Source organism: Morganella sp. EGD-HP17, from assembly GCF_000512315.2.
GTDB lineage: Bacteria > Pseudomonadota > Gammaproteobacteria > Enterobacterales > Enterobacteriaceae > Morganella > Morganella morganii.
In genome coordinates, this window is sequence record NZ_AZRH01000006.1 from 142,940 (window position 1) to 161,579 (window position 18,640).

16 protein-coding genes are annotated in these 18,640 nt (G+C 53.4%); 3 read left to right on the top strand and 13 right to left on the bottom strand.

The genetic code is table 11. The features are described 5' to 3' along the window. Positions 1-256: 256 nt before the first annotated feature. Together X965_RS08545 and pta are read left to right on the top strand one after the other, a co-directional pair. Positions 257-1,459 (top strand): acetate kinase, encoded by a 1,203-nt coding sequence (locus X965_RS08545; RefSeq protein ID WP_004235141.1) that lies wholly within the window; start codon positions 257-259, stop codon positions 1,457-1,459. Between the two features lie 72 nt (positions 1,460-1,531). Then, positions 1,532-3,679, top strand: a complete 2,148-nt coding sequence (gene pta / locus X965_RS08550) for a phosphate acetyltransferase (RefSeq protein WP_004239858.1) — start codon at positions 1,532-1,534, stop codon at positions 3,677-3,679. Between the two features lie 119 nt (positions 3,680-3,798). Here the strand turns inward: pta and X965_RS08555 are convergent, their stop codons facing one another. Both X965_RS08555 and yfcD read right to left on the bottom strand, forming a co-directional pair. Then, positions 3,799-5,877 (bottom strand): M48 family metallopeptidase, encoded by a 2,079-nt coding sequence (locus X965_RS08555; protein ID WP_253280770.1) that lies wholly within the window; start codon positions 5,875-5,877, stop codon positions 3,799-3,801. A gap of 353 nt (positions 5,878-6,230) precedes the next feature. Beyond that, the gene (gene yfcD, locus X965_RS08560; RefSeq protein WP_004235136.1) at positions 6,231-6,806 is read right to left on the bottom strand and encodes an NUDIX hydrolase YfcD; all 576 of its coding nucleotides are present in this window, start codon (positions 6,804-6,806) and stop codon (positions 6,231-6,233) included. Positions 6,807-7,064: 258 nt separating this feature from the next. Between yfcD and X965_RS08565 the strand changes: the two genes are divergently transcribed. Next, on the top strand, positions 7,065-7,976 hold the full coding sequence (locus X965_RS08565; RefSeq protein WP_004239855.1) for a TIGR01777 family oxidoreductase: 912 nt from the start codon (positions 7,065-7,067) through the stop codon (positions 7,974-7,976). A gap of 40 nt (positions 7,977-8,016) precedes the next feature. On the opposite strand, the gene X965_RS08570 is transcribed toward X965_RS08565, so the two are convergent. From X965_RS08570 to X965_RS08620, 11 genes are all read right to left on the bottom strand, one after another. Further along, positions 8,017-8,610, bottom strand: coding sequence for a UbiX family flavin prenyltransferase (locus X965_RS08570; RefSeq protein WP_036417761.1), 594 nt, complete (start codon positions 8,608-8,610; stop codon positions 8,017-8,019). A gap of 23 nt (positions 8,611-8,633) precedes the next feature. Continuing rightward, a complete protein-coding gene (gene purF, locus X965_RS08575; RefSeq protein ID WP_004239854.1) occupies positions 8,634-10,151 on the bottom strand; it encodes an amidophosphoribosyltransferase in 1,518 nt (505 codons plus the stop codon). A 15-nt stretch (positions 10,152-10,166) separates the two neighbouring features. Beyond that, positions 10,167-10,673, bottom strand: a complete 507-nt coding sequence (gene cvpA / locus X965_RS08580) for a colicin V production protein (protein WP_004235126.1) — start codon at positions 10,671-10,673, stop codon at positions 10,167-10,169. Between the two features lie 179 nt (positions 10,674-10,852). Then, positions 10,853-11,545, bottom strand: a complete 693-nt coding sequence (gene dedD / locus X965_RS08585; protein WP_004239852.1) for a cell division protein DedD — start codon at positions 11,543-11,545, stop codon at positions 10,853-10,855. Then, a complete protein-coding gene (folC, locus tag X965_RS08590; RefSeq protein ID WP_036417807.1) occupies positions 11,535-12,833 on the bottom strand; it encodes a bifunctional tetrahydrofolate synthase/dihydrofolate synthase in 1,299 nt (432 codons plus the stop codon). The genes dedD and folC overlap by 11 nt, the downstream gene beginning before the upstream one ends. After that, entirely contained in the window at positions 12,826-13,776 is a 951-nt protein-coding gene (accD, locus tag X965_RS08595; RefSeq protein WP_036417763.1) for an acetyl-CoA carboxylase, carboxyltransferase subunit beta, read from the bottom strand. Before accD ends, folC begins: the two co-directional genes overlap by 8 nt. A 101-nt stretch (positions 13,777-13,877) precedes the next feature. Further along, positions 13,878-14,549, bottom strand: coding sequence for a DedA family protein (locus X965_RS08600; protein ID WP_004235117.1), 672 nt, complete (start codon positions 14,547-14,549; stop codon positions 13,878-13,880). Between the two features lie 45 nt (positions 14,550-14,594). Continuing rightward, complete coding sequence (gene truA / locus X965_RS08605; protein ID WP_036417765.1) at positions 14,595-15,416, bottom strand: tRNA pseudouridine(38-40) synthase TruA; 822 nt, start codon at positions 15,414-15,416, stop codon at positions 14,595-14,597. Next, the gene (locus X965_RS08610) at positions 15,416-16,426 is read right to left on the bottom strand and encodes an aspartate-semialdehyde dehydrogenase (protein ID WP_004235112.1); all 1,011 of its coding nucleotides are present in this window, start codon (positions 16,424-16,426) and stop codon (positions 15,416-15,418) included. The genes truA and X965_RS08610 overlap by 1 nt, the downstream gene beginning before the upstream one ends. 72 nt (positions 16,427-16,498) lie before the next feature. After that, a complete protein-coding gene (gene pdxB / locus X965_RS08615) occupies positions 16,499-17,629 on the bottom strand; it encodes a 4-phosphoerythronate dehydrogenase PdxB (RefSeq protein ID WP_036417766.1) in 1,131 nt (376 codons plus the stop codon). A gap of 144 nt (positions 17,630-17,773) precedes the next feature. Continuing rightward, a complete protein-coding gene (locus tag X965_RS08620; protein ID WP_004239847.1) occupies positions 17,774-18,550 on the bottom strand; it encodes a helix-turn-helix domain-containing protein in 777 nt (258 codons plus the stop codon). Positions 18,551-18,640 lie beyond the last annotated feature (90 nt).

An 18,640-nucleotide genomic window follows, 5' to 3' on the forward strand; every position in this document is an offset into this window, starting at 1 on the left:
CGCCCGTTTAATCACGGTGAAATAATCCTGAGTTAATTATTTTGTCTGATGCCGCCTTTTTCAAGGGCAAAATGTGTGTTTTTACGCCATCAGGCCTCAGACAACAGATTGCAGCGATGATTTATCGTTCAATATAAAAATTGCATGATGTTAATCATGAACGGCGCTGAAATATTGCGCTACGCTTAGTTAGATTACGTTTTAACCACTGTCTTAATACATAAGACTTATCCACAACAAGATTATAGGTAATTCCATGTCAAGTAAGCTGGTACTGGTACTTAACTGCGGTAGTTCTTCACTGAAATTTGCGATCATTGACCCTACAACTGGTGATGAATATCTGACGGGTCTGGCAGAATGCTTTAACCTGCCGGAAGCACGTATCAAGTGGAAAATGGATGGTGCTAAACACGAAGCACAATTAGGCGCGGGCGCTGCTCACAGCGAAGCACTGCGTTTCATCGTGAAAGATATCATGGGCGACAAACCTGAGCTGTCTGCACAGATCGGCTGCATCGGCCACCGTCTGGTTCACGGCGGTGAGAAATTTGCTCACTCTGTTATCGTCACTGACGAAGTTATCAAAGCAATGGAAGAGTGCTCTGCCTTTGCTCCTCTGCACAACCCGGCTAACCTGTTAGGCGTGGAAGAAGCACTGAAAGCCTTCCCTCACCTGGCTGATAAAAACGTTGGTGTTTTCGATACCGCTTTCCATCAGACCATGCCTGAAGAAGCTTACCTGTATGCCCTGCCGTACAGCCTGTACAAAGACCACGGTATCCGCCGCTATGGTTTCCACGGTACAAGCCACTACTTCGTCAGCCGTGAAGCAGCTAAAATGCTGAACAAACCGGTTGAAGAACTGAACGTAATCACCTGCCACTTAGGCAACGGTGGTTCTGTTGCAGCTATCGTTAACGGCGAGTGCGTGGACACCTCTATGGGTCTGACTCCGCTGGAAGGTCTGGTCATGGGTACCCGTTCCGGTGATATCGACCCGGCTATCATTTTCCACCTGCATGATTCAATGGGCATGAGCGTTGAAGAAATCAACAAAATGCTGACCAAAGAATCCGGCCTGCAGGGTCTGACTGAAGTCACCAGCGACTGCCGTTATGTTGAAGAAAACTACGGTAAACAAGCTGATGCGACCCGTGCAATGAACGTATTCTGCCACCGTCTGGCGAAATACGTCGGTGGTTATGCAACCCTGATGGAAGGCCGTCTGGATGCGATCATCTTCACCGGCGGTATCGGTGAAAACGCAGCGATGGTTCGTGAACACACTCTGGAGAAACTGGCTCTGCTGGGCTTCAAACTGGACCACGAACGTAACCTGGCTGCCCGTTTCGGTAACGCAGGCAAAATCACCACTGACGACAGCAGCATTGCCCTGGTGATCCCGACTAACGAAGAATTAGTCATCGCACAGGATGCAGCCCGTCTGACTGCATAATCTTTGCTCTCCGCCGGCCCCCGCCGGCGGATTTATTTTGAACACCGAATTGTGAAAAAATAAGAGGTTCATGTGTCCCGTACTATTATCCTCATTCCTACCGGCACCAGTGTCGGCTTAAGCAGCGTCAGCCTCGGGGTTGTCCGCTCAATGGAACAAAAAGGCGTCAGCCTGAGTTTCTTCAAACCGGTTGCACAGCCGCGCCGTGCAGGTATTGAAGATCAGACCACCCAGATCTTACGCGCTCACTCTTCCCTGAAGATGGCCGAGCCGCTGGATATGGATTATGTCGAAACCATGCTGACCACCAATCAGAAAGATATTCTGATGGAAGAAATCGTTGCCCGTTACCACGAGCATACTCAGGGTGCGGAAGTGATCCTGATCGAAGGCCTGGTACCGACCCGCAACTACCCGCATGCTCAGTCCCTGAACTACGATATCGCCCAGACTCTGGGTGCGGAAATCGTGTTCGTGACAGCACCGGGTAATGACACCGCAGCGGAAATCAAAGAGCGTCTGGAACTGATCCGCAATGAATTCGGTGGCCACAAGAACACCAACATCGCCGGCGTGATCGTTAACAAAGTTAACGCACCGGTTGATGAGCAGGGCCGTACCCGTCCTGATCTGTCTGAAATTTTTGATGATTCATCCAAAGCGACTATCGCTCACCTGAGCGCGGATGATCTGAAATCCCTGCCTCTGCCGGTTGTCGGCAGTGTACCGTGGAACTTCGAACTGATTGCCACCCGTGCAATCGACATGGCGAACCACCTGGGCGCGAAAATCATCAACGAAGGCGACATCAAAACCCGCCGTGTGAAATCTGTGACTTTCTGTGCACGCAGCATTCCTCATATGCTGGAGCACTTCCGTCCGGGTTCTCTGCTGGTAACCTCTGCTGACCGTCCTGACGTTCTGGTTTCTGCCTGCCTGGCAGCGATGAACGGCGTGGAAATCGGTGCGATCCTGCTGACCGGCGGTTATGAAATCGACGACAGCATTGCCAAGCTGTGCGAACGTGCGTTCGAAACCGGCCTGCCAATCTTCACTGTGAACACCAACACCTGGCAGACCTCGCTGAACCTGCAAAGCTTCAGCCTGGAAGTTCCTGCTGATGACCGTGAGCGCATCGAACTGGTTCAGAACTACGTGGCAAGCCACATCGATACCAAATGGATCGATTCCCTGGTTGCGGATTCAGAGCGTCCGAACCGTCTGTCACCACCGGCATTCCGTTACCTGTTAACCGAACTGGCACGCAAAGCGAAAAAACGCGTTGTTCTGCCTGAAGGTGATGAGCCGCGTACTATCAAAGCCGCCGCTATCTGTGCTGAACGTGGTCTGGCGACCTGCGTACTGTTAGGCGATCCGGAAGAAATCCGCCGCGTGGCTGCTGCACAGGGCGTGACTCTGGGCACCGGTATCGAACTGGTTAACCCGGCTGACATCCGCGAGCTGTATGTTCCGCGTCTGGTTGAACTGCGTAAAAACAAAGGCATGACCGAAGTCGTTGCCCGCGAGCAGTTACAGGACAACGTTGTACTGGGTACAATGATGCTGGAGCAGGATAAAGTTGACGGTCTGGTTTCCGGTGCGGTTCACACCACTGCGAACACCATTCGTCCGCCGTTACAGTTAATCAAAACTGCACCGGGCAGCTCACTGGTATCTTCCGTGTTCTTCATGCTGATGCCTGAAGAAGTGCTGGTCTACGGTGACTGCGCAATCAACCCGGATCCGAACCCTGAACAGCTGGCAGAAATCGCAATTCAGTCTGCTGACTCTGTGAAAGCATTCGGTATCGACCCGCGCGTTGCGATGATCTCCTACTCTACCGGGACCTCCGGCCAGGGTGACGATGTTGAGAAAGTCCGCGAAGCGACCCGCATTGCTCAGGAAAAACGTCCTGACCTGTGCATCGACGGTCCGTTACAGTACGACGCCGCCGTGATGGCTGACGTTGCGAAAACCAAAGCACCAAACTCTCCGGTTGCAGGTAAAGCAAACGTCTTCATCTTCCCTGACCTGAACACCGGTAACACCACTTACAAAGCGGTTCAGCGTTCAGCAGACCTGGTCTCTATCGGACCAATGCTGCAGGGTATGCGCAAGCCGGTTAACGACCTGTCCCGTGGTGCGTTAGTTGACGATATCGCATACACCATCGCACTGACTGCTATTCAGGCAGCGCAGGACGAAGCGAAGAAAAAATAAGTTCTGCTGACTGAAAAGTTACAGACCATAATCCCGGCCGGGTTTCCCCGCCGGGATTTTTTTATGCATCCTGTCAAAAAAACCGCCTTGCGGCGGTTCCCTGTATTTCAGCAGAAAAATTACTGCCGCAATTCATGCTTCACATGTGCCGTCTGCAACTGACCATGTACCAGTTCTGATAAATCCTGCAGAGATAATGATTTTCCCTGCCAGATCCGGACACCGGCCATCATAATCATCAGCTTCTGCTTTTTGGCATCGTATTTAAAGAAACGGCTTTTTGCTGCCATACCCGGTGCCGGTGCACCATCAGCCACATGAAGTGTGAGTGTCGCCACACCGGAAGTTTCCGCGATGTCATAATCAACGATGTAGTGCAGCGGATACGGCTGTGTCAGCTTTTCACTGACCAGTTGCCCGTGGCGGAACGCAAACAGTGGTGCTTTGCCTCTGTCGCGGTACATAAAGGCCACACCCCAGAACAGCAGTAACAGCCAGAAGCCGTGAACCGCACCGGAAGCTACCAGATCTTCCGCGCCGAGTTTCACCGTGGCAATACCCATCCCGGCCGCAACCACCAGACCAAAGATAAACATCATCCGGAACATTTTCCGCCGCTCGGTGATGATCACCTCATCTGCCGCGTCAGATTCATGCAGCATCGTTTCCAGTGCTTCTGTCCGCTGTGTGGTGTACTCCGCGACCATGCCGGAGAGTGACGCCGTCAGCATCATGGAAATCGCTTTGGCATCCGTGAACAGGTCCGCGATATTGGCGTAATCATCCGACTGCACTTCACGGGAAGCGTCGGCCAGCAGCTCATCACTGAGATCCTGAGACAGTGCTTCGATACGGGTACGGGTCTGCGGATGTGTGTCGCTCGGGTGACTGGTTGCCTCATTCAGGAACTGTCCGGCTTCCGGCACACCGCGCTCACGCAGACGCGCCATCACCACAGGCAGTAAATCATCTGTTTTCAGGGTACCTTCATACAACTCACCCAGAGTTTCCGAAATCACCTCACTGACCGCAGAGATACGCAGCAGTGATGACGCCACAGCCGCCGGTGAGCTGACCGATGCCCCCGCTTTATCCGCTTCCAGCTCACGGATACGGCTCCAGTGACTGACGGCAAAATCAAACTGCTCAAGGAAGAAGATTCCGAGATACACCGACGGGCTCATAATCACTTTGCTGTAGTAATCCTGCACCTCGTTGGCCACCAGCGAAATACTGTGGCTCATTCCGGCATAGATTGGCGCAAAGTTCAGACTGTAGGTGGTATCTTCGCCGGTGAAGTGCCCCAGTTCGTGCCCGATAACCGCACTGGCTTCCTCACGGTTGAGCAGTGCGGAATAGAGCAGCGGAAAGTACAGCGTTTTCCCTTCAATCAGCTGATTTTCATTCAGGCTGATACTGTGGGATGTCACATAAAAACACTCTGTCATACCAACAACAATATGATCCGGCGACGACGTGCCGACTTTCGCGGCAATCTCATCCACCCACTGCCACAGTCCCGGGGCTTCCTCCCGGCTGACGGCATGCCCTGTCACATCCGACGGTTCGCTGCGGAACATGGCAAAACTCTTGCGCAGCTTAAACAGCCCTTTGATGATGTACCAGATAATCAGCAGGATACTGATCAGAATAAAGATCATGATTTTCGCACCGCCGCCGCTCAGCACGAAATTACCGGCGAACCACAGCGCTTCATACGCCATCACACAAATGATGCTCAGGCCGACCAGCGTCATCTGCCCGGTCAGGATAAACGGCAGCATTTTGCGGCAGCGGGCAAAGACGTTCAGCAGCGTATCGCGGGAGCGCCGGGCAGCCCGGCCGCTGCTGATGCAGAGATAAATCGCCCCTGCGCCAAACAGCAGTGATAAAATCCCGGTGGCGACAGTTCCCAGACTGACACCCGCCCTGGCCAGAATCATGGCAATTTCGCTGCTGTATTTATTCAGATCACGGTTAATCATCCCCAGTTGCTGACCGGCAGACACAGTTTCCCCGTCATCGTAGGTAATCTGTGTATTCGGATCTTCCGCAATCAGACGCTGAAGCTCCGCTTTTTCTGACATAATATACTGGTAAGCCTGATATTCATCACTGATGCGCCAATACTGAAATGCACCCCATGCGGTGAGCAGCAGCGGTAATAACAACAGCCATCCTGCTAATTTATTTCTCATCATTATTCTCATTCAGGTTGTATTTTATCATCTTCCGTCTATTTCCGGATAATTCTTATTAACCGGGCTTTGTTATTTAATATTTTTTAATAAAGCATAAGGTTTATTACATAAAATCATTGTAATTCATGCCGTTAACGGAAGTTTTTATGGTTTGATATTATTATCTGTATTCAGAACGGCATTCTACAGGAAAATGATTAAAGCCAGAAACCGGAATAATACAAATTATACTGAACTGTCTCTGATAATATTCTATTTTGCCGATATATTTACTGCCTGCGTTTTATTTCACCGTATTTTAAATATAAAAAAGCCTGCATATTGCAGGCTTCTCCGGTTTTTATTCTTTTTTATTCGCTGTCGCTGCTCATTTCAGCTTCAGGCGTTGCAACCGGCTTCTGCCGCTCTGCCGGGGTATAATTCTGATTATTCCGGGTCAGCCAGAGTGAGAGTGCTTTCAGTGAATCGGCCGTAAATTCGTCACAGCGGGCAGTGATTTCTGCCGGGGTCAGCCAGGTGACTTCCGATACCTCACTTTCCTGAAGCGCGAACGGCCCGTGAGTCACACAGCTGAATAACCCGCCCCAGACACGGCAGACCGGCTCTTCATAATAAAACAGACCGTGTTCGGCAAACGGCACACCGGCGATCCCGAGTTCTTCCTCTGCTTCGCGCCGGGCAGAATCGAGCATCAGCTCGCCCTGCTGCACCACGCCGCCGGCAGTGGCATCCAGCAGACCCGGGCAGTAGTCTTTGTGCTCAGTCCGGCGCTGGACAAGAATTTTTCCCATGCCGTCATGCACAACGATGTAGGTTGCCCGGTGACGCAGGTTTTCCGCCCGCATCTGCTCGCGGGTTGCCTGGCCGATGACATCATTATTCTCATCGACCACGTCCACCCACTCGATAGCGCTATCTTGTTCCATCCTCTAACCTTTTCTTTTTTATCAGCATTACGGATGCTGTTTCTGTTTTTTCAGTGACACACGCTGTTAATCCGCGGGCCGCTGCTTTATACCGCTTTTATATACCAAACTAATAATGATAGTGTGCCATTATGGTCATTGAATCAGTATATCAAGAATTGATAGCGGTTCTATGATTGTTTTTCTTTCTTGCCGATCACATCCCCCGGCGGCAAAAACTGCTATAGTCAGAGAAACCTACCGGCAGAAGGAGCATCTATGCGTATTCTGATCACAGGCGGCACCGGACTTGTCGGCACTCCGCTGGTGCAGGCACTGATTGCCCGGAAATATCAGGTGGTGGTTCTGAGCCGCTCACCGCAGAAAGTCTATTCCCGTTTTTGCTCAGCCGCAGAAAACCTTAATTCACTCAATGATATAACACATCTGAATGACATCGATGCGGTGATTAACCTCGCCGGTGAGCCTATCGCGGATAAACGCTGGAGTGAAGAGCAGAAAAAGCTGTTGTGTGAGAGCCGCTGGCAGATAACCGAACGACTCAGTGAGCTTATTAATGCCAGTGAAACGCCGCCGGCGGTGTTTCTCTCCGGCTCTGCCGTGGGCTGGTACGGTGATCAGGGACAATCCGTCGTGACGGAGGATGACGAGCCGAATCAGGAATTCACCCACACTCTGTGCGACCGCTGGGAATCCCTGGCGATGAAAGCACAGAGTGAGAAAACCCGCGTCTGTCTGCTGCGCACCGGGATTGTGCTCTCCCCGGAAGGCGGCGCGCTGGCAAAACTGCTGCCGGTGTACCGCGCCGGTCTTGGCGGCCCTATTGGTAATGGCCGTCAGTATATGCCGTGGATCCATATCAGTGACATGGTCAGCGCCATTCTGTTTCTGCTCGACGATCCCGCACAGAACGGCCCGTTCAATATGACCGCGCCTTATCCGTCCCATAATGAGCAGTTTGCAGCGGTACTGGCGCAGATCCTGCACCGCCCGCATCTGCTGCGTGTTCCGGCATTTGTGGTGAAGGCGCTGATGGGAGAAGCGGCGGTACTGGTACTCGGCGGTCAGAATGCCCTGCCGAAACGGCTGGAGGAAGCCGGGTTCGGCTGTCAGTTTATTAATCTGGAAGAAGCACTGCGGGATTTACTGGACAGTCCGGCGGACTATTAATGCAGAGCCCGGCCGGAAACAAACGGCCGGGTGATTCAGATTACGGCTGTGCAGAGCGGGGATTTTTCGCCCCGCTCCAGCGGGTAAATAAATCTTCCGGTAATGCAATATCAAACTGATCGAGCACACGGTTGACCGTCTGGTCAATAATATCCTGCACCGTTTCCGGCTGATGATAAAACGCAGGCATCGGCGGCATAATCACCGCACCGATTTCCGCCGCCTGTGTCATCAGCCGCAGATGTCCCAGATGCAGCGGCGTTTCACGGACGCCCAGCACCAGTTTGCGCCCTTCCTTAAGCACCACATCCGCCGCGCGGGTCACCAGGGTGTCCGTGTAACTGTGAACAATCCCTGACAGGGTTTTCACCGAACAGGGCAGGATAACCATCCCCAGTGTTCTGACAGAGCCGGAAGATATACAGGCAGCGATATCACGCTCATCATGTACCACATCCGCCAGTGCCTGCACTTCCCGCAGACTGTACGCTGTTTCCAGCGCCAGTGTCTGCCGGGCCGCCTGACTGACAATCAGATGGGTTTCCACTTCCGGCACCGTTTGCAGGACCTCCAGCAGCCGCACACCATAGACAGCACCACTTGCGCCGGTCAGCCCCACAATCAGTTTTTTCATAACATCACCTGACAAAAAAGAGATTAACCCTCATTATATATCTCAAGGTTCTCAATTTCGTTATGATCCCGCAACTTTAATTCATCATCCTTACGTAAGTTTTCCACATAGTCGAGATAATCCTGATCGATATCTTTGGTGACATAGATACCATCAAACACCGATGCCTCAAGACCCCGGATATCCGGATTCTCTTCACGCACCGCATCGATAAGGTCACTCAGATCCTGGAAAATCAGGGCATCCGCCCCAATCAGACGGCAGATTTCATCCGCTTCACGGCCATGCGCAATTAACTCGTTGGCATTAGGCATATCGATGCCGTAGACATTCGGGAAACGCACTTCCGGTGCCGCAGAAGCGAAATAGACTTTCTTCGCCCCGGCTTCCCGTGCCAGTTCCACAATCTGCTCTGACGTGGTGCCGCGCACAATGGAATCATCCACCAGCAGCACGTTTTTCCCTTTGAACTCGGTACGGTTGGCATTGAGTTTGCGGCGGACAGATTTTTTCCGCTCCTGCTGACCCGGCATGATAAAAGTGCGTCCCACATAGCGGTTTTTCACAAACCCCTGGCGGTATGGTTTGTTCAGCATATGAGCGATTTCCAGCGCACTGTCCATTGAGGTTTCCGGAATCGGGATCACCACATCGATATCCAGGTCTTCCCACTCGCGGGCAATTTTCGCACCGAGCTTCTGCCCCATACGCAGACGGGCGTTATAGACAGAGACTTTATCGATAACGGAATCCGGGCGGGCGAAATAGACAAACTCGAACAGACACGGTGTCAGTGACGGATTCGCCGCACACTGGCGGGTGTAAAGCTGCCCGGTTTCAGTGATATACACCGCTTCCCCCGGCGCCACATCACGCAGATATTCAAAACCGAGGGTATCCAGCGCAACACTTTCAGACGCGACCATGTACTCTTCACGGCCATCATCCAGAGTGCGCTTGCCGAGTACCAGCGGACGGATGCCGTTCGGGTCACGGAACGCCAGCAGGCCGTGGCCGATAATCAGCGCCACACAGGCATACGCGCCGCGGATTTTGGTGTGCATCGCGCTGACAGCGGCAAAAATATTGTCCGGCTCCAGCGGGTGAGCATCAAAGCGATCCAGCTCATACGCCAGCACGTTGAGCAGAATTTCAGAATCGGAGGTGGTATTGACATGACGGCGGGCTGTTTCAAACAGCTGATGTTTCAGCGTGTGCGCATTGGTCAGATTGCCGTTATGCGCCAGAGTGATACCGAACGGTGAATTGACATAAAACGGCTGTGCTTCCGATGCACTGGAGCTGCCTGCGGTCGGGTAACGGACATGGCCAATCCCGAGTGTGCCCTGCAAACGCAGCATATGGCGGGTTTCGAAAACATCTTTCACCAGTCCGTTGGCTTTACGGAGCCGGAAACCATTGTTACTGTCAATGGTTGCGATACCGGCTGCATCCTGGCCCCGGTGCTGTAACACCGTGAGCGCGTCATAAATTGATTGATTGACTTGCGTAAAACCAACGATACCAACAATACCACACATGTAGTTTTTTCCTCATCAGCCGGGCGGAGAAGGAAAATTCTCCGGCAGGAAACTTGACGCATTCTGGAGGTAGTCAAAGAACCACCTGATAACATGACTGAATTGGGGGATGAGTTGTGACTGCTGCCAGTCGCTGCTCTGACTCATCTGCGTGAAGCTGTCGAGGAAGAACAAAATTGCCGCCACGATCAGCACCCCGCGCAGAGCACCAAAACAAACCCCGAGAACACGATCTGTGCCTGATAAGCCTGTCCGCTGAACCAGTGAACCGATAACATGGTTAATCACCGAGCCGACAATCAGTGTCGCAACAAATAAAATCGCGATGGCGATTCCGTTGCGGACCAGCGGATCATCAAAGCGCGTAAAATAGTCCGCCAGCAGCGGGAAAAACTCGCTGGCCACATAAAACGCACAGACCCAGGTCACTAACGATAAGGCTTCGCGAACGAAACCACGAACCAGGCTGACTAATGCCGAGAAAGCAATAATTGCAATAATTGCGTAATCAATCCAAACCATATCACTATCCAAATTGATGCCCCGGCATCAGTGACGGGCGCATTCTAACAGAAAACGAAAACGTTTGCGTAACGGATTTTTGCTCCATCCGAAAATAAATTGCGGCGAAATAAAAAATTATAATCGCCGCAAAGAGTTAACTGATTTTATTAACGGATATTGCTAATTCCTTAAATTCGCTACGGTTTATAAGACTGTACCCGGCCATCCAACCCGGTAAGCTGTCTCAGTTCCCCCAGCGAGGACTTCAGCTCTGCCTGCGAGGCTGACGGCCCGACCATAATCAGCGTCAGTTTGCCGCGCGGCACGGTATACACCTGATAACCGGATAACCGCAGTGTGGCGACAATCTCCTCCACCTTACGGGCATTGGATAACGCACCCAGCTGCACAACATAAGCCTGTCCCTGCGGCACTTTTTCCGGCTTAGGTTCCGGTTTCGGCTCAGGTTTTGGTTCCGGCTCAGGCACCGGTTTTGGTTCAGGCTTCGGTTCAGGCTTAGGTTCCGGTTTCGGCTGCGGTTGTTTATCCGGAATCACCACCGGCGGCAGCGGATCCGCCCCCGGCGGTACATTGGAGGTGGTACTGCCGCCCGCAGATGCTTCCGCAGGAGCTTCTTCCGTCCCGGTTTGTGCCGCTTCGGTAATCATGGCGCTGGATGCCCCTTCTGACGGCATCGTCGGCATGGTCTGATTGATCGGATTCACCGCATCAATCTCATCCTGCTCCCCTTCTTTCGGGATAAGCGGGATGGCTGCGAACTGGTCTTCGTTATATTTCTTATCGCCGTCCAGCAGCACCGGCAGGACAATCACACCCACCGCCACCAGGATAATGGTTCCGACTAAGCGATTCTGAAATTTACTGGCCACCCGCACCTTCCTTCGCTAAAACATCCATAACATGAGCCACCGTGTGGAATGACCCGCACACCACCACGATATCCTCCGGTGAAGCATCATGGCGCGCCTGTTCCCAGGCACTTTCCACATCGGCAAACTGCTGCGGGTTGGTCAGATGCTCCGCCAGCTGTTCTGCCGGGGCTCCGCGCAGTTCGGTCAGCGGCGCGACATACCAGTCTGTCACCTGCTCACCCAGCACAGCCAGGGTACCTTTGATATCTTTGTCGCCCAGCATACCGATCACGGCACGGACACGGCTCTGCGCAGTACGCGGTAACTGTGCCAGTTTTGAGACCAGATAACCGGCGGCATGCGGGTTATGCGCCACATCCAGCACGGTCAGCGGTTGCTGTGAGACAATCTGAAAACGGCCCGGCAGTTGTGCCTGACGCAGCCCGGTATCAATCGCCTCACGGGTGATGGCACGGCCGGTTTTGTCTTTCACCTGACGCAGGTTGTGGATCACCGCAAGGGCAGTCGCGGCATTTGCCAGCGGCACATTCGGCAGCGGCAGATTGTCGAGGGTTTCATCCTCACACTGCCACGTCCAGTGGTCGCCCTGCTCTTTGTAAGACCAGTCATCGGCACGGCAGAACAGCGAGGTTTCCAGCTTGTTTGCCACGTCAGCGATGGTATAAGGCGCATCCGGCTCACCGATCACCGCCACACAATGCGGGCGGAAAATCCCGGCTTTCTCACGGGCGATATGCTCGCGGTCAGCACCGAGCCAGTCGGTGTGATCCAGCGCGATACTGGTGATAGCCGTGATATGAGAATCGACGATATTGGTGGCATCCAGACGCCCGCCGAGGCCGACTTCCAGAATCACCACATCAAGGTTGGCTTCGCGGAACAGCTGCAGTGCTGCCAGTGTGCCCGCTTCAAAATAGGTCAGTGTGATATCGCCGCGCTGCGCGTCAATATCCGCAAAGACACGGCAGAAATCCGCTTCCGGCGGGTTTTGCCCCTGAATCCGGACCCGTTCGGTGTAATTCACCAGATGCGGGGAACTGTACACCCCGACCCGCAACCCTGCGGCCAGCAGGATGGATTCGAGCGTGTGGCAGGTGGTGCCTTTGCCGTTGGTTCCGGAAACGGTAATGACTTTCGGGGCGGGATAGCGCAGATTCATGATATCCGCCACCGCACCGACACGTTCCAGTCCCATATCAATAACCTGCGTATGCAGATCACCCAGATAAGAAAGCCACGTCATCATCGATGACGCGGCTGTCGGTCTTTCTCGCTTATCAGACATCGTGTTTTTTGACATCAGTCTCTGTTTCAGAAGATAAGTCGGTATCAGGTTCATCCGCGGTCAGGATCTCAATGATTTCACCTTCCTGCGGGAACTGATAGTTCGTCAGTTTTGACAGAATTTCCGCGACGGTATCACGCATTTCCGGGCGGCGGACAATCATATCGATCGCCCCTTTTTCAATCAGGAACTCACTGCGCTGGAATCCCGGCGGTAATTTCTCACGGACAGTCTGCTCGATAACACGCGGACCGGCAAAGCCGATCAGGGCTTTCGGCTCGGCGATATTGATATCACCCAGCATAGCCAGACTTGCGGAGACACCACCCATGGTCGGGTCAGTCAGCACAGAGATATACGGCAGACCGCGCTCCTGCATTTTAGCCAGAGCCGCACTGGTTTTGGCCATCTGCATCAGCGACATCAGTGCTTCCTGCATACGTGCGCCGCCGCTTGCGGAGAAGCAGACCAGCGGGCAGTTATCTTCCAGCGCCTGTTCAACCGCGCGGACAAACCGTGCACCGACCACAGAGGACATCGAACCGCCGATAAAGGCAAACTCAAACGCCGCCGCGACAACCGGCATGGTTTTCAGGGTGCCTTTCATCGCAACCAGGGCTTCTTTTTCCCCGGTTGTTTTCTGGGCGGACACCAGTCTGTCTTTGTATTTTTTGGAATCACGGAATTTCAGGACGTCTTTCGGCTCCAGATCAGTTCCCAGTTCCGTGGTGCTGCCTTCATCCAGAAACGTCAGCAGGCGCGCACGTGCAGGGATCCGCATGTGATGATCACATTTCGGACACACCTCAAGATTACGTTCCACCTCCTGGCGGTACAGTACCTGACCACAACTGTCGCACTTCGTCCAGACACCTTCAGGAATGCTCGCCTTGCGTGTCTGGTTCATTGGGGTCTTATTCAGAATTTTTTCAATCCAGCTCATTAATGACCTTTCCGTCTGAAATCTGGCTCAGCCAGTGTAATTATTATCTGCCATTAAACCACATTGCTTATGCACTGTGGATAAAAAACTGCTCAAACCACTCAGGCGTCATCACGTTTCTGTGCTTTTTTCGCCGCACGGCGGTGACGCCATACCTCGATAATACCGGGCAATATGGAGATGAAAATAATCGCCACGATAAGTAATTTCAAGTTTTCCTGCACAATCTTCGTTTCCCCGAAGATATACCCTGCATAGGCAAATAATACCACCCATACAATTGCGCCGATAACGTTAAACATCGCAAAGTGGCGGTAAGACATTTTACTCATACCGGCAACAAACGGGGCAAATGTCCTCACAATCGGAACAAATCGCGCCAGAATAATCGCTTTACCGCCATGAGTTTCAAAGAACGCATGGGTCTTGCGCAGATAGCTCTGACGGAAAATTTTCGAGTCCGGATTGCGGAAAAGCCGCTCCCCGAAAAAGTGGCCGATCGTATAGTTAACTGCATCACCGATAATCGCCGCCGTAATCATCAGCAGCACCATGATATGAATATTCAGGTCGTTGGTCGGCAGTGCCGCCAGTGTCCCCGCCACAAACAGCAGCGAATCTCCCGGCAGGAACGGCGTGACCACAAGCCCGGTCTCACAAAACAGGATCAGGAATAAAATCGCATAAACCCAGATTCCGTACTGCGCCACCATCTCCTGCATATGCAAATCAATGTGCAGAATAAAATCGATCAGAAATTTAATGTATTCCATATTTCACCCCGCCGGACGCGGCTTTCTGCTTATCCGGCCAATAAATTAATCTGCCAGGAAAAGCGGCCCCATCGCCGGTGACGGCAGGGCAAATTCTTCCGGGTAATCCACTGAAACCAGATACAAACCTTCCGCCGGTGCTGTCGCCGGTGCCTGTGTCCGGTCTTTCAGTGCCAGCAACTCCGCCATCCGGCTGACCGGTAAATTACCGCAGCCGACCTCCAGCAGAGCGCCGGTGATATTACGCACCATATGATGCACAAAAGCATTGGCTTTGATATCCACAATCACATACTGCCCCTGACGGGTGACATCCACATGCATCACATTACGCCACGGGCTTCTGGACTGACACTGCGCCGCGCGGAAAGAGGAAAAATCATTCTCCCCCAGCAGGCTCTGTGCCGCTTCATGCATCCGCTTTTCATCCAGCGGATAATGAAAATGGGTCACACCTTTACTGAGGATAGCCGGGCGAAAGCGGTGATTGAAAATCACATAGCGGTAACGCCGCGCTGTGGCACTGAACCGGGCGTGAAAATTCTCCGGCACGGTCTTGACCCAGCGTACCGCGATATCCGGCGGCAGATAGGTGTTTACGCCCATCGTCCAGGCGGCATCTTTACGGACAGCTGCCGTATGAAAATGCACCACCTGGCCGGTGGCATGCACCCCGGCATCGGTCCGGCCCGCACAGAAAACCGAGACCGGCTCTGCAGCCACTTTTGACAGGGCTTTTTCCAGACAGCCCTGCACACTCGCGACTTCTGACTGACGCTGCCAGCCGTAATAACGGCTGCCGTCATATTCAATGCCCAGCGCGATCGTGGTTTTACCCTCTTCCGCCGGTAAAGTCACCTCTGACATCAGTAAAACTGCTCCTGCGTCAGACGCTCGGCAATTTCGACTGCCATCAGTGCGCCGCCAAACTGTACGTTATCCGCCACTGACCAGAAGTGCAGAATTTCCGGAATACCGTAATCATTACGCAGACAACCGATATTCAGCAGATGATTGCCGGAGGCATCCGTCACCTGAGTCGGGAACTCCTGCTCTTCTGAGAGCTGAATATCCTCTGCCCGTTCCAGTTCATCACGGGCTTCCTCACTGCCGAGCGGACGCAGTGTTTCCAGCTGCACGATCTGCGCGTTGCCGTAGAACACAGGGGACTGCACACAGCTCACGCTGATCGGCAGACCGGCATCCTGCAGGACTTTGCGGGTTTCTTCCGCGATACGGCGCTCTTCTGACACACTGCCCTGCTCATCGGTCAGCAATGGCAGAAGGTTAAACGCCAGCTGTTTGCTGAAACGACCGGCTTCCGGCGGGATGCCGTTGAGGAGTTTTGCACACTCCCCTGCCAGCTCTTCCACCGCACTTTTCCCGAAACGGGAAACAGAGAACAGGTTAGTCAGATTAATGCGGGATAACCCGGCGCTTTCCACCAGCGGACGGATAGCGGTCAGTAACTGGCTGACAGTGCTGTCTGCCAGCGCAATCAGGTTACGGTTGCGGTATTCGCTCAGTGCCTGCGGGTTCACCGACGGCACCACCAGCGGCACGTCAGGCTCCAGCGCAAACAGGCCGCTGCTGTCAATCACAATACAGCCGCTGTCCGTCGCCGCTTCATAGTACGCAGCGGTGGCTTCCGCACCGGCCATGAAAAAGGCCAGCTGCACCTGTGACCAGTCAAAATCACGGGCTTCGGTAACCAGATAGCTTTTGCCGTTCATGCGCACCGATTCTCCCGCGCTGCGCTCCCCGGCCAGTAAATATAACTCTCCCACCGGAAATTCACGCTCTTCCAGTAATGACACCACGGCGCTGCCGACAGCACCGGTCGCACCCAATACGGCAATATTCCAGCCTTCTGACATAGTTATCTCCGGAACAAAGACTGCACCGCGTCAGCGCGGTACAGTCAGAAAAAGAATGATGAAAAAATGATTTTATGCGCGGTATTCTGCCGTGAAACCCAGGTCAGACAACAGCGCCGCACTCTGTGCATCATCACAAATAACAGTCAGTGATGACCACTCGCGGCGATCAGGATAAAACTTACGCAGTTTATCAAACTCACCCGTCACACCGGCCACCGCACGTAATGCCGCATCATCACGGCGGACATCATAAACCAGATGCATTAAACGTTTGAGAATACTTTGCGTTACTTTACCTGACAGTGTGATACAGCCGAATTCCGGTGCCGGTAACAATTCTGACAGCGCAACCTGCTGTGGTTGTCCGGTGAATTCCGCAAAGGCTTCAAAGACCTGCGTGGTACCACGCACCTTGCCTTCCAGGGTATAACCGGCAATATGCGGCGTACCGATATCAACCAGTGAAAGCAGTTCAGTTGACAGATCCGGCTCCGGCTCCCACACATCCAGCACCACACTCAGTGGTTTGCCGCCGGCCAGTACCGATAACAGCGCCCGGTTATCCACCACCGCACCACGGCTGGCGTTGATCAGAATGCCGTTGTCTTTCATGGCACTGAGACGGGTTTCATCCATCAGATGCAGTGTGGTGTACGGCCCGGATTTATTCAGCGGGGTATGGAATGTCAGGATATCAGCCTGTGCCACCAGGGTATCGATATCATAAAATGCCCCGGCATCACCGTTATCCGCACGCGGCGGGTCACAGATGAGAATATTAACACCCAGTGCTTCCAGACGCTTCGCCAGACGGCCGCCGACATTCCCGGCCCCGATAATCCCGACGGTTTTATCTGCCAGCTGAAAACTGTCACGCTCCGCCAGCAGCATCAGGGCAGAAAAGACATATTCCACCACAGCAATTGCGTTACAACCCGGCGCTGAGGAGAAACCAATTCCCTGCTCCGCCAGCCAGGCTTTATCCACATGGTCAAAACCGGCGGTTGCGGTACCGGTGAATTTCACCGGGGTATTTTCCAGCAGCTGTGCATTCACTTTCGTGACAGAACGCACCATCAGTGCGTCAGCATCATCCAGCACCCCGTCCGGTAACGGACGTCCCGGCACCGCCACCACGTCCCCGAGACGGGAAAACAGGGTTTCGGCGTAAGGCATATTCTCATCTACAACGATTTTCACGGGCTTCACCTTCATACTGTCGGCGGCCGGCGGAGACCTGTCGGTACGGCGGCACAACCGGAATTGAAACGGATGGCCGCTATTTTGCCACTTCTGCGGGATAAAACCTACGCCCGGAACACCGATTGTTGCTAAAGAGAGCAATTAAGGCTGATGACGGAAGCGCTCCGGCGTGACACCGGCCAGCTGAGAAAACATGGCAATAAAGGCGGATGATGAGCTGTAACCCACATCCAGCGCGACATTCTGCACACTGCGGCCTTCCTGTAATAACGCCACCGCCCGCAGAAAACGCAGGCGCTGACGCCATTCACTGAAGGACATTCCCAGTTTCTGCTGACAGCGGCGGGATAATGTCCGCTCTGAAGTAAAGCGCCGCGCCGCCCACTCCGCCAGTGACGTGTTATCAGACGGATCGTTCTCCAGCGCGCTGAGTACCGGTGCCAGCAGTTTATCATCCGTGACCGGCAGATAGGTCGGCTGACAGGGCGACAGCAGCAGTTGATCGGTCAGTACCAGCGCCAGCCGTCTGTCCGCGTCAGTTTCCGGTTCACGGACTTTGCGGCCGAACAAATCCTGCATCACGGCACTGAACACCGGCGTCAGCTCTATCACACAGGCCATCTGCGGTAACTGCGGTGCCCACTGCGGCGAAATATCAATAATTTTGAAAGAGGCGCAGGCTTTGTTATAACTGGCATGTTCCGTTCCCGGCGGGATCCAGATACAAAACCCCGCCGGCGCCAGATAGCGCTGTCCCTCAACGGTCATTTCCATCACGCCGCTGGCGACATACAGCAACTGGCCGAAGGGGTGATGATGAAGGGCAAACTCCGTTTCCGAATAAAACTGTTCATGACGGCAGATTAATGTCACCGGGTCTTTCACACCCAGTGATGAAATATCTGACTTACGGGCCATCTTGTCAGATCCTCTCTATAAATTGGCGGGATATCGTTATATAGAATAATTAAGACAGATTACACTACACCACCTGCCTGATAATGAAAA

Excerpts from the sequence above, each read along its gene's own strand:
- X965_RS08545 (WP_004235141.1), top strand. The coding sequence starts at position 257 with ATGTCAAGTAAGCTGGTACTGGTACTTAACTGCGGTAGTTCTTCACTG.
- X965_RS08555 (WP_253280770.1), bottom strand. The coding sequence starts at position 5,877 with ATGAGAAATAAATTAGCAGGATGGCTGTTGTTATTACCGCTGCTGCTC.
- yfcD (WP_004235136.1), bottom strand. The coding sequence starts at position 6,806 with ATGGAACAAGATAGCGCTATCGAGTGGGTGGACGTGGTCGATGAGAAT.
- X965_RS08565 (WP_004239855.1), top strand. The coding sequence starts at position 7,065 with ATGCGTATTCTGATCACAGGCGGCACCGGACTTGTCGGCACTCCGCTG.
- X965_RS08570 (WP_036417761.1), bottom strand. The coding sequence starts at position 8,610 with ATGAAAAAACTGATTGTGGGGCTGACCGGCGCAAGTGGTGCTGTCTAT.
- purF (WP_004239854.1), bottom strand. The coding sequence starts at position 10,151 with ATGTGTGGTATTGTTGGTATCGTTGGTTTTACGCAAGTCAATCAATCA.
- cvpA (WP_004235126.1), bottom strand. The coding sequence starts at position 10,673 with ATGGTTTGGATTGATTACGCAATTATTGCAATTATTGCTTTCTCGGCA.
- folC (WP_036417807.1), bottom strand. The coding sequence starts at position 12,833 with ATGTCTGATAAGCGAGAAAGACCGACAGCCGCGTCATCGATGATGACG.
- accD (WP_036417763.1), bottom strand. The coding sequence starts at position 13,776 with ATGAGCTGGATTGAAAAAATTCTGAATAAGACCCCAATGAACCAGACA.
- X965_RS08600 (WP_004235117.1), bottom strand. The coding sequence starts at position 14,549 with ATGGAATACATTAAATTTCTGATCGATTTTATTCTGCACATTGATTTG.
- truA (WP_036417765.1), bottom strand. The coding sequence starts at position 15,416 with ATGTCAGAGGTGACTTTACCGGCGGAAGAGGGTAAAACCACGATCGCG.
- X965_RS08610 (WP_004235112.1), bottom strand. The coding sequence starts at position 16,426 with ATGTCAGAAGGCTGGAATATTGCCGTATTGGGTGCGACCGGTGCTGTC.
- X965_RS08620 (WP_004239847.1), bottom strand. The coding sequence starts at position 18,550 with ATGGCCCGTAAGTCAGATATTTCATCACTGGGTGTGAAAGACCCGGTG.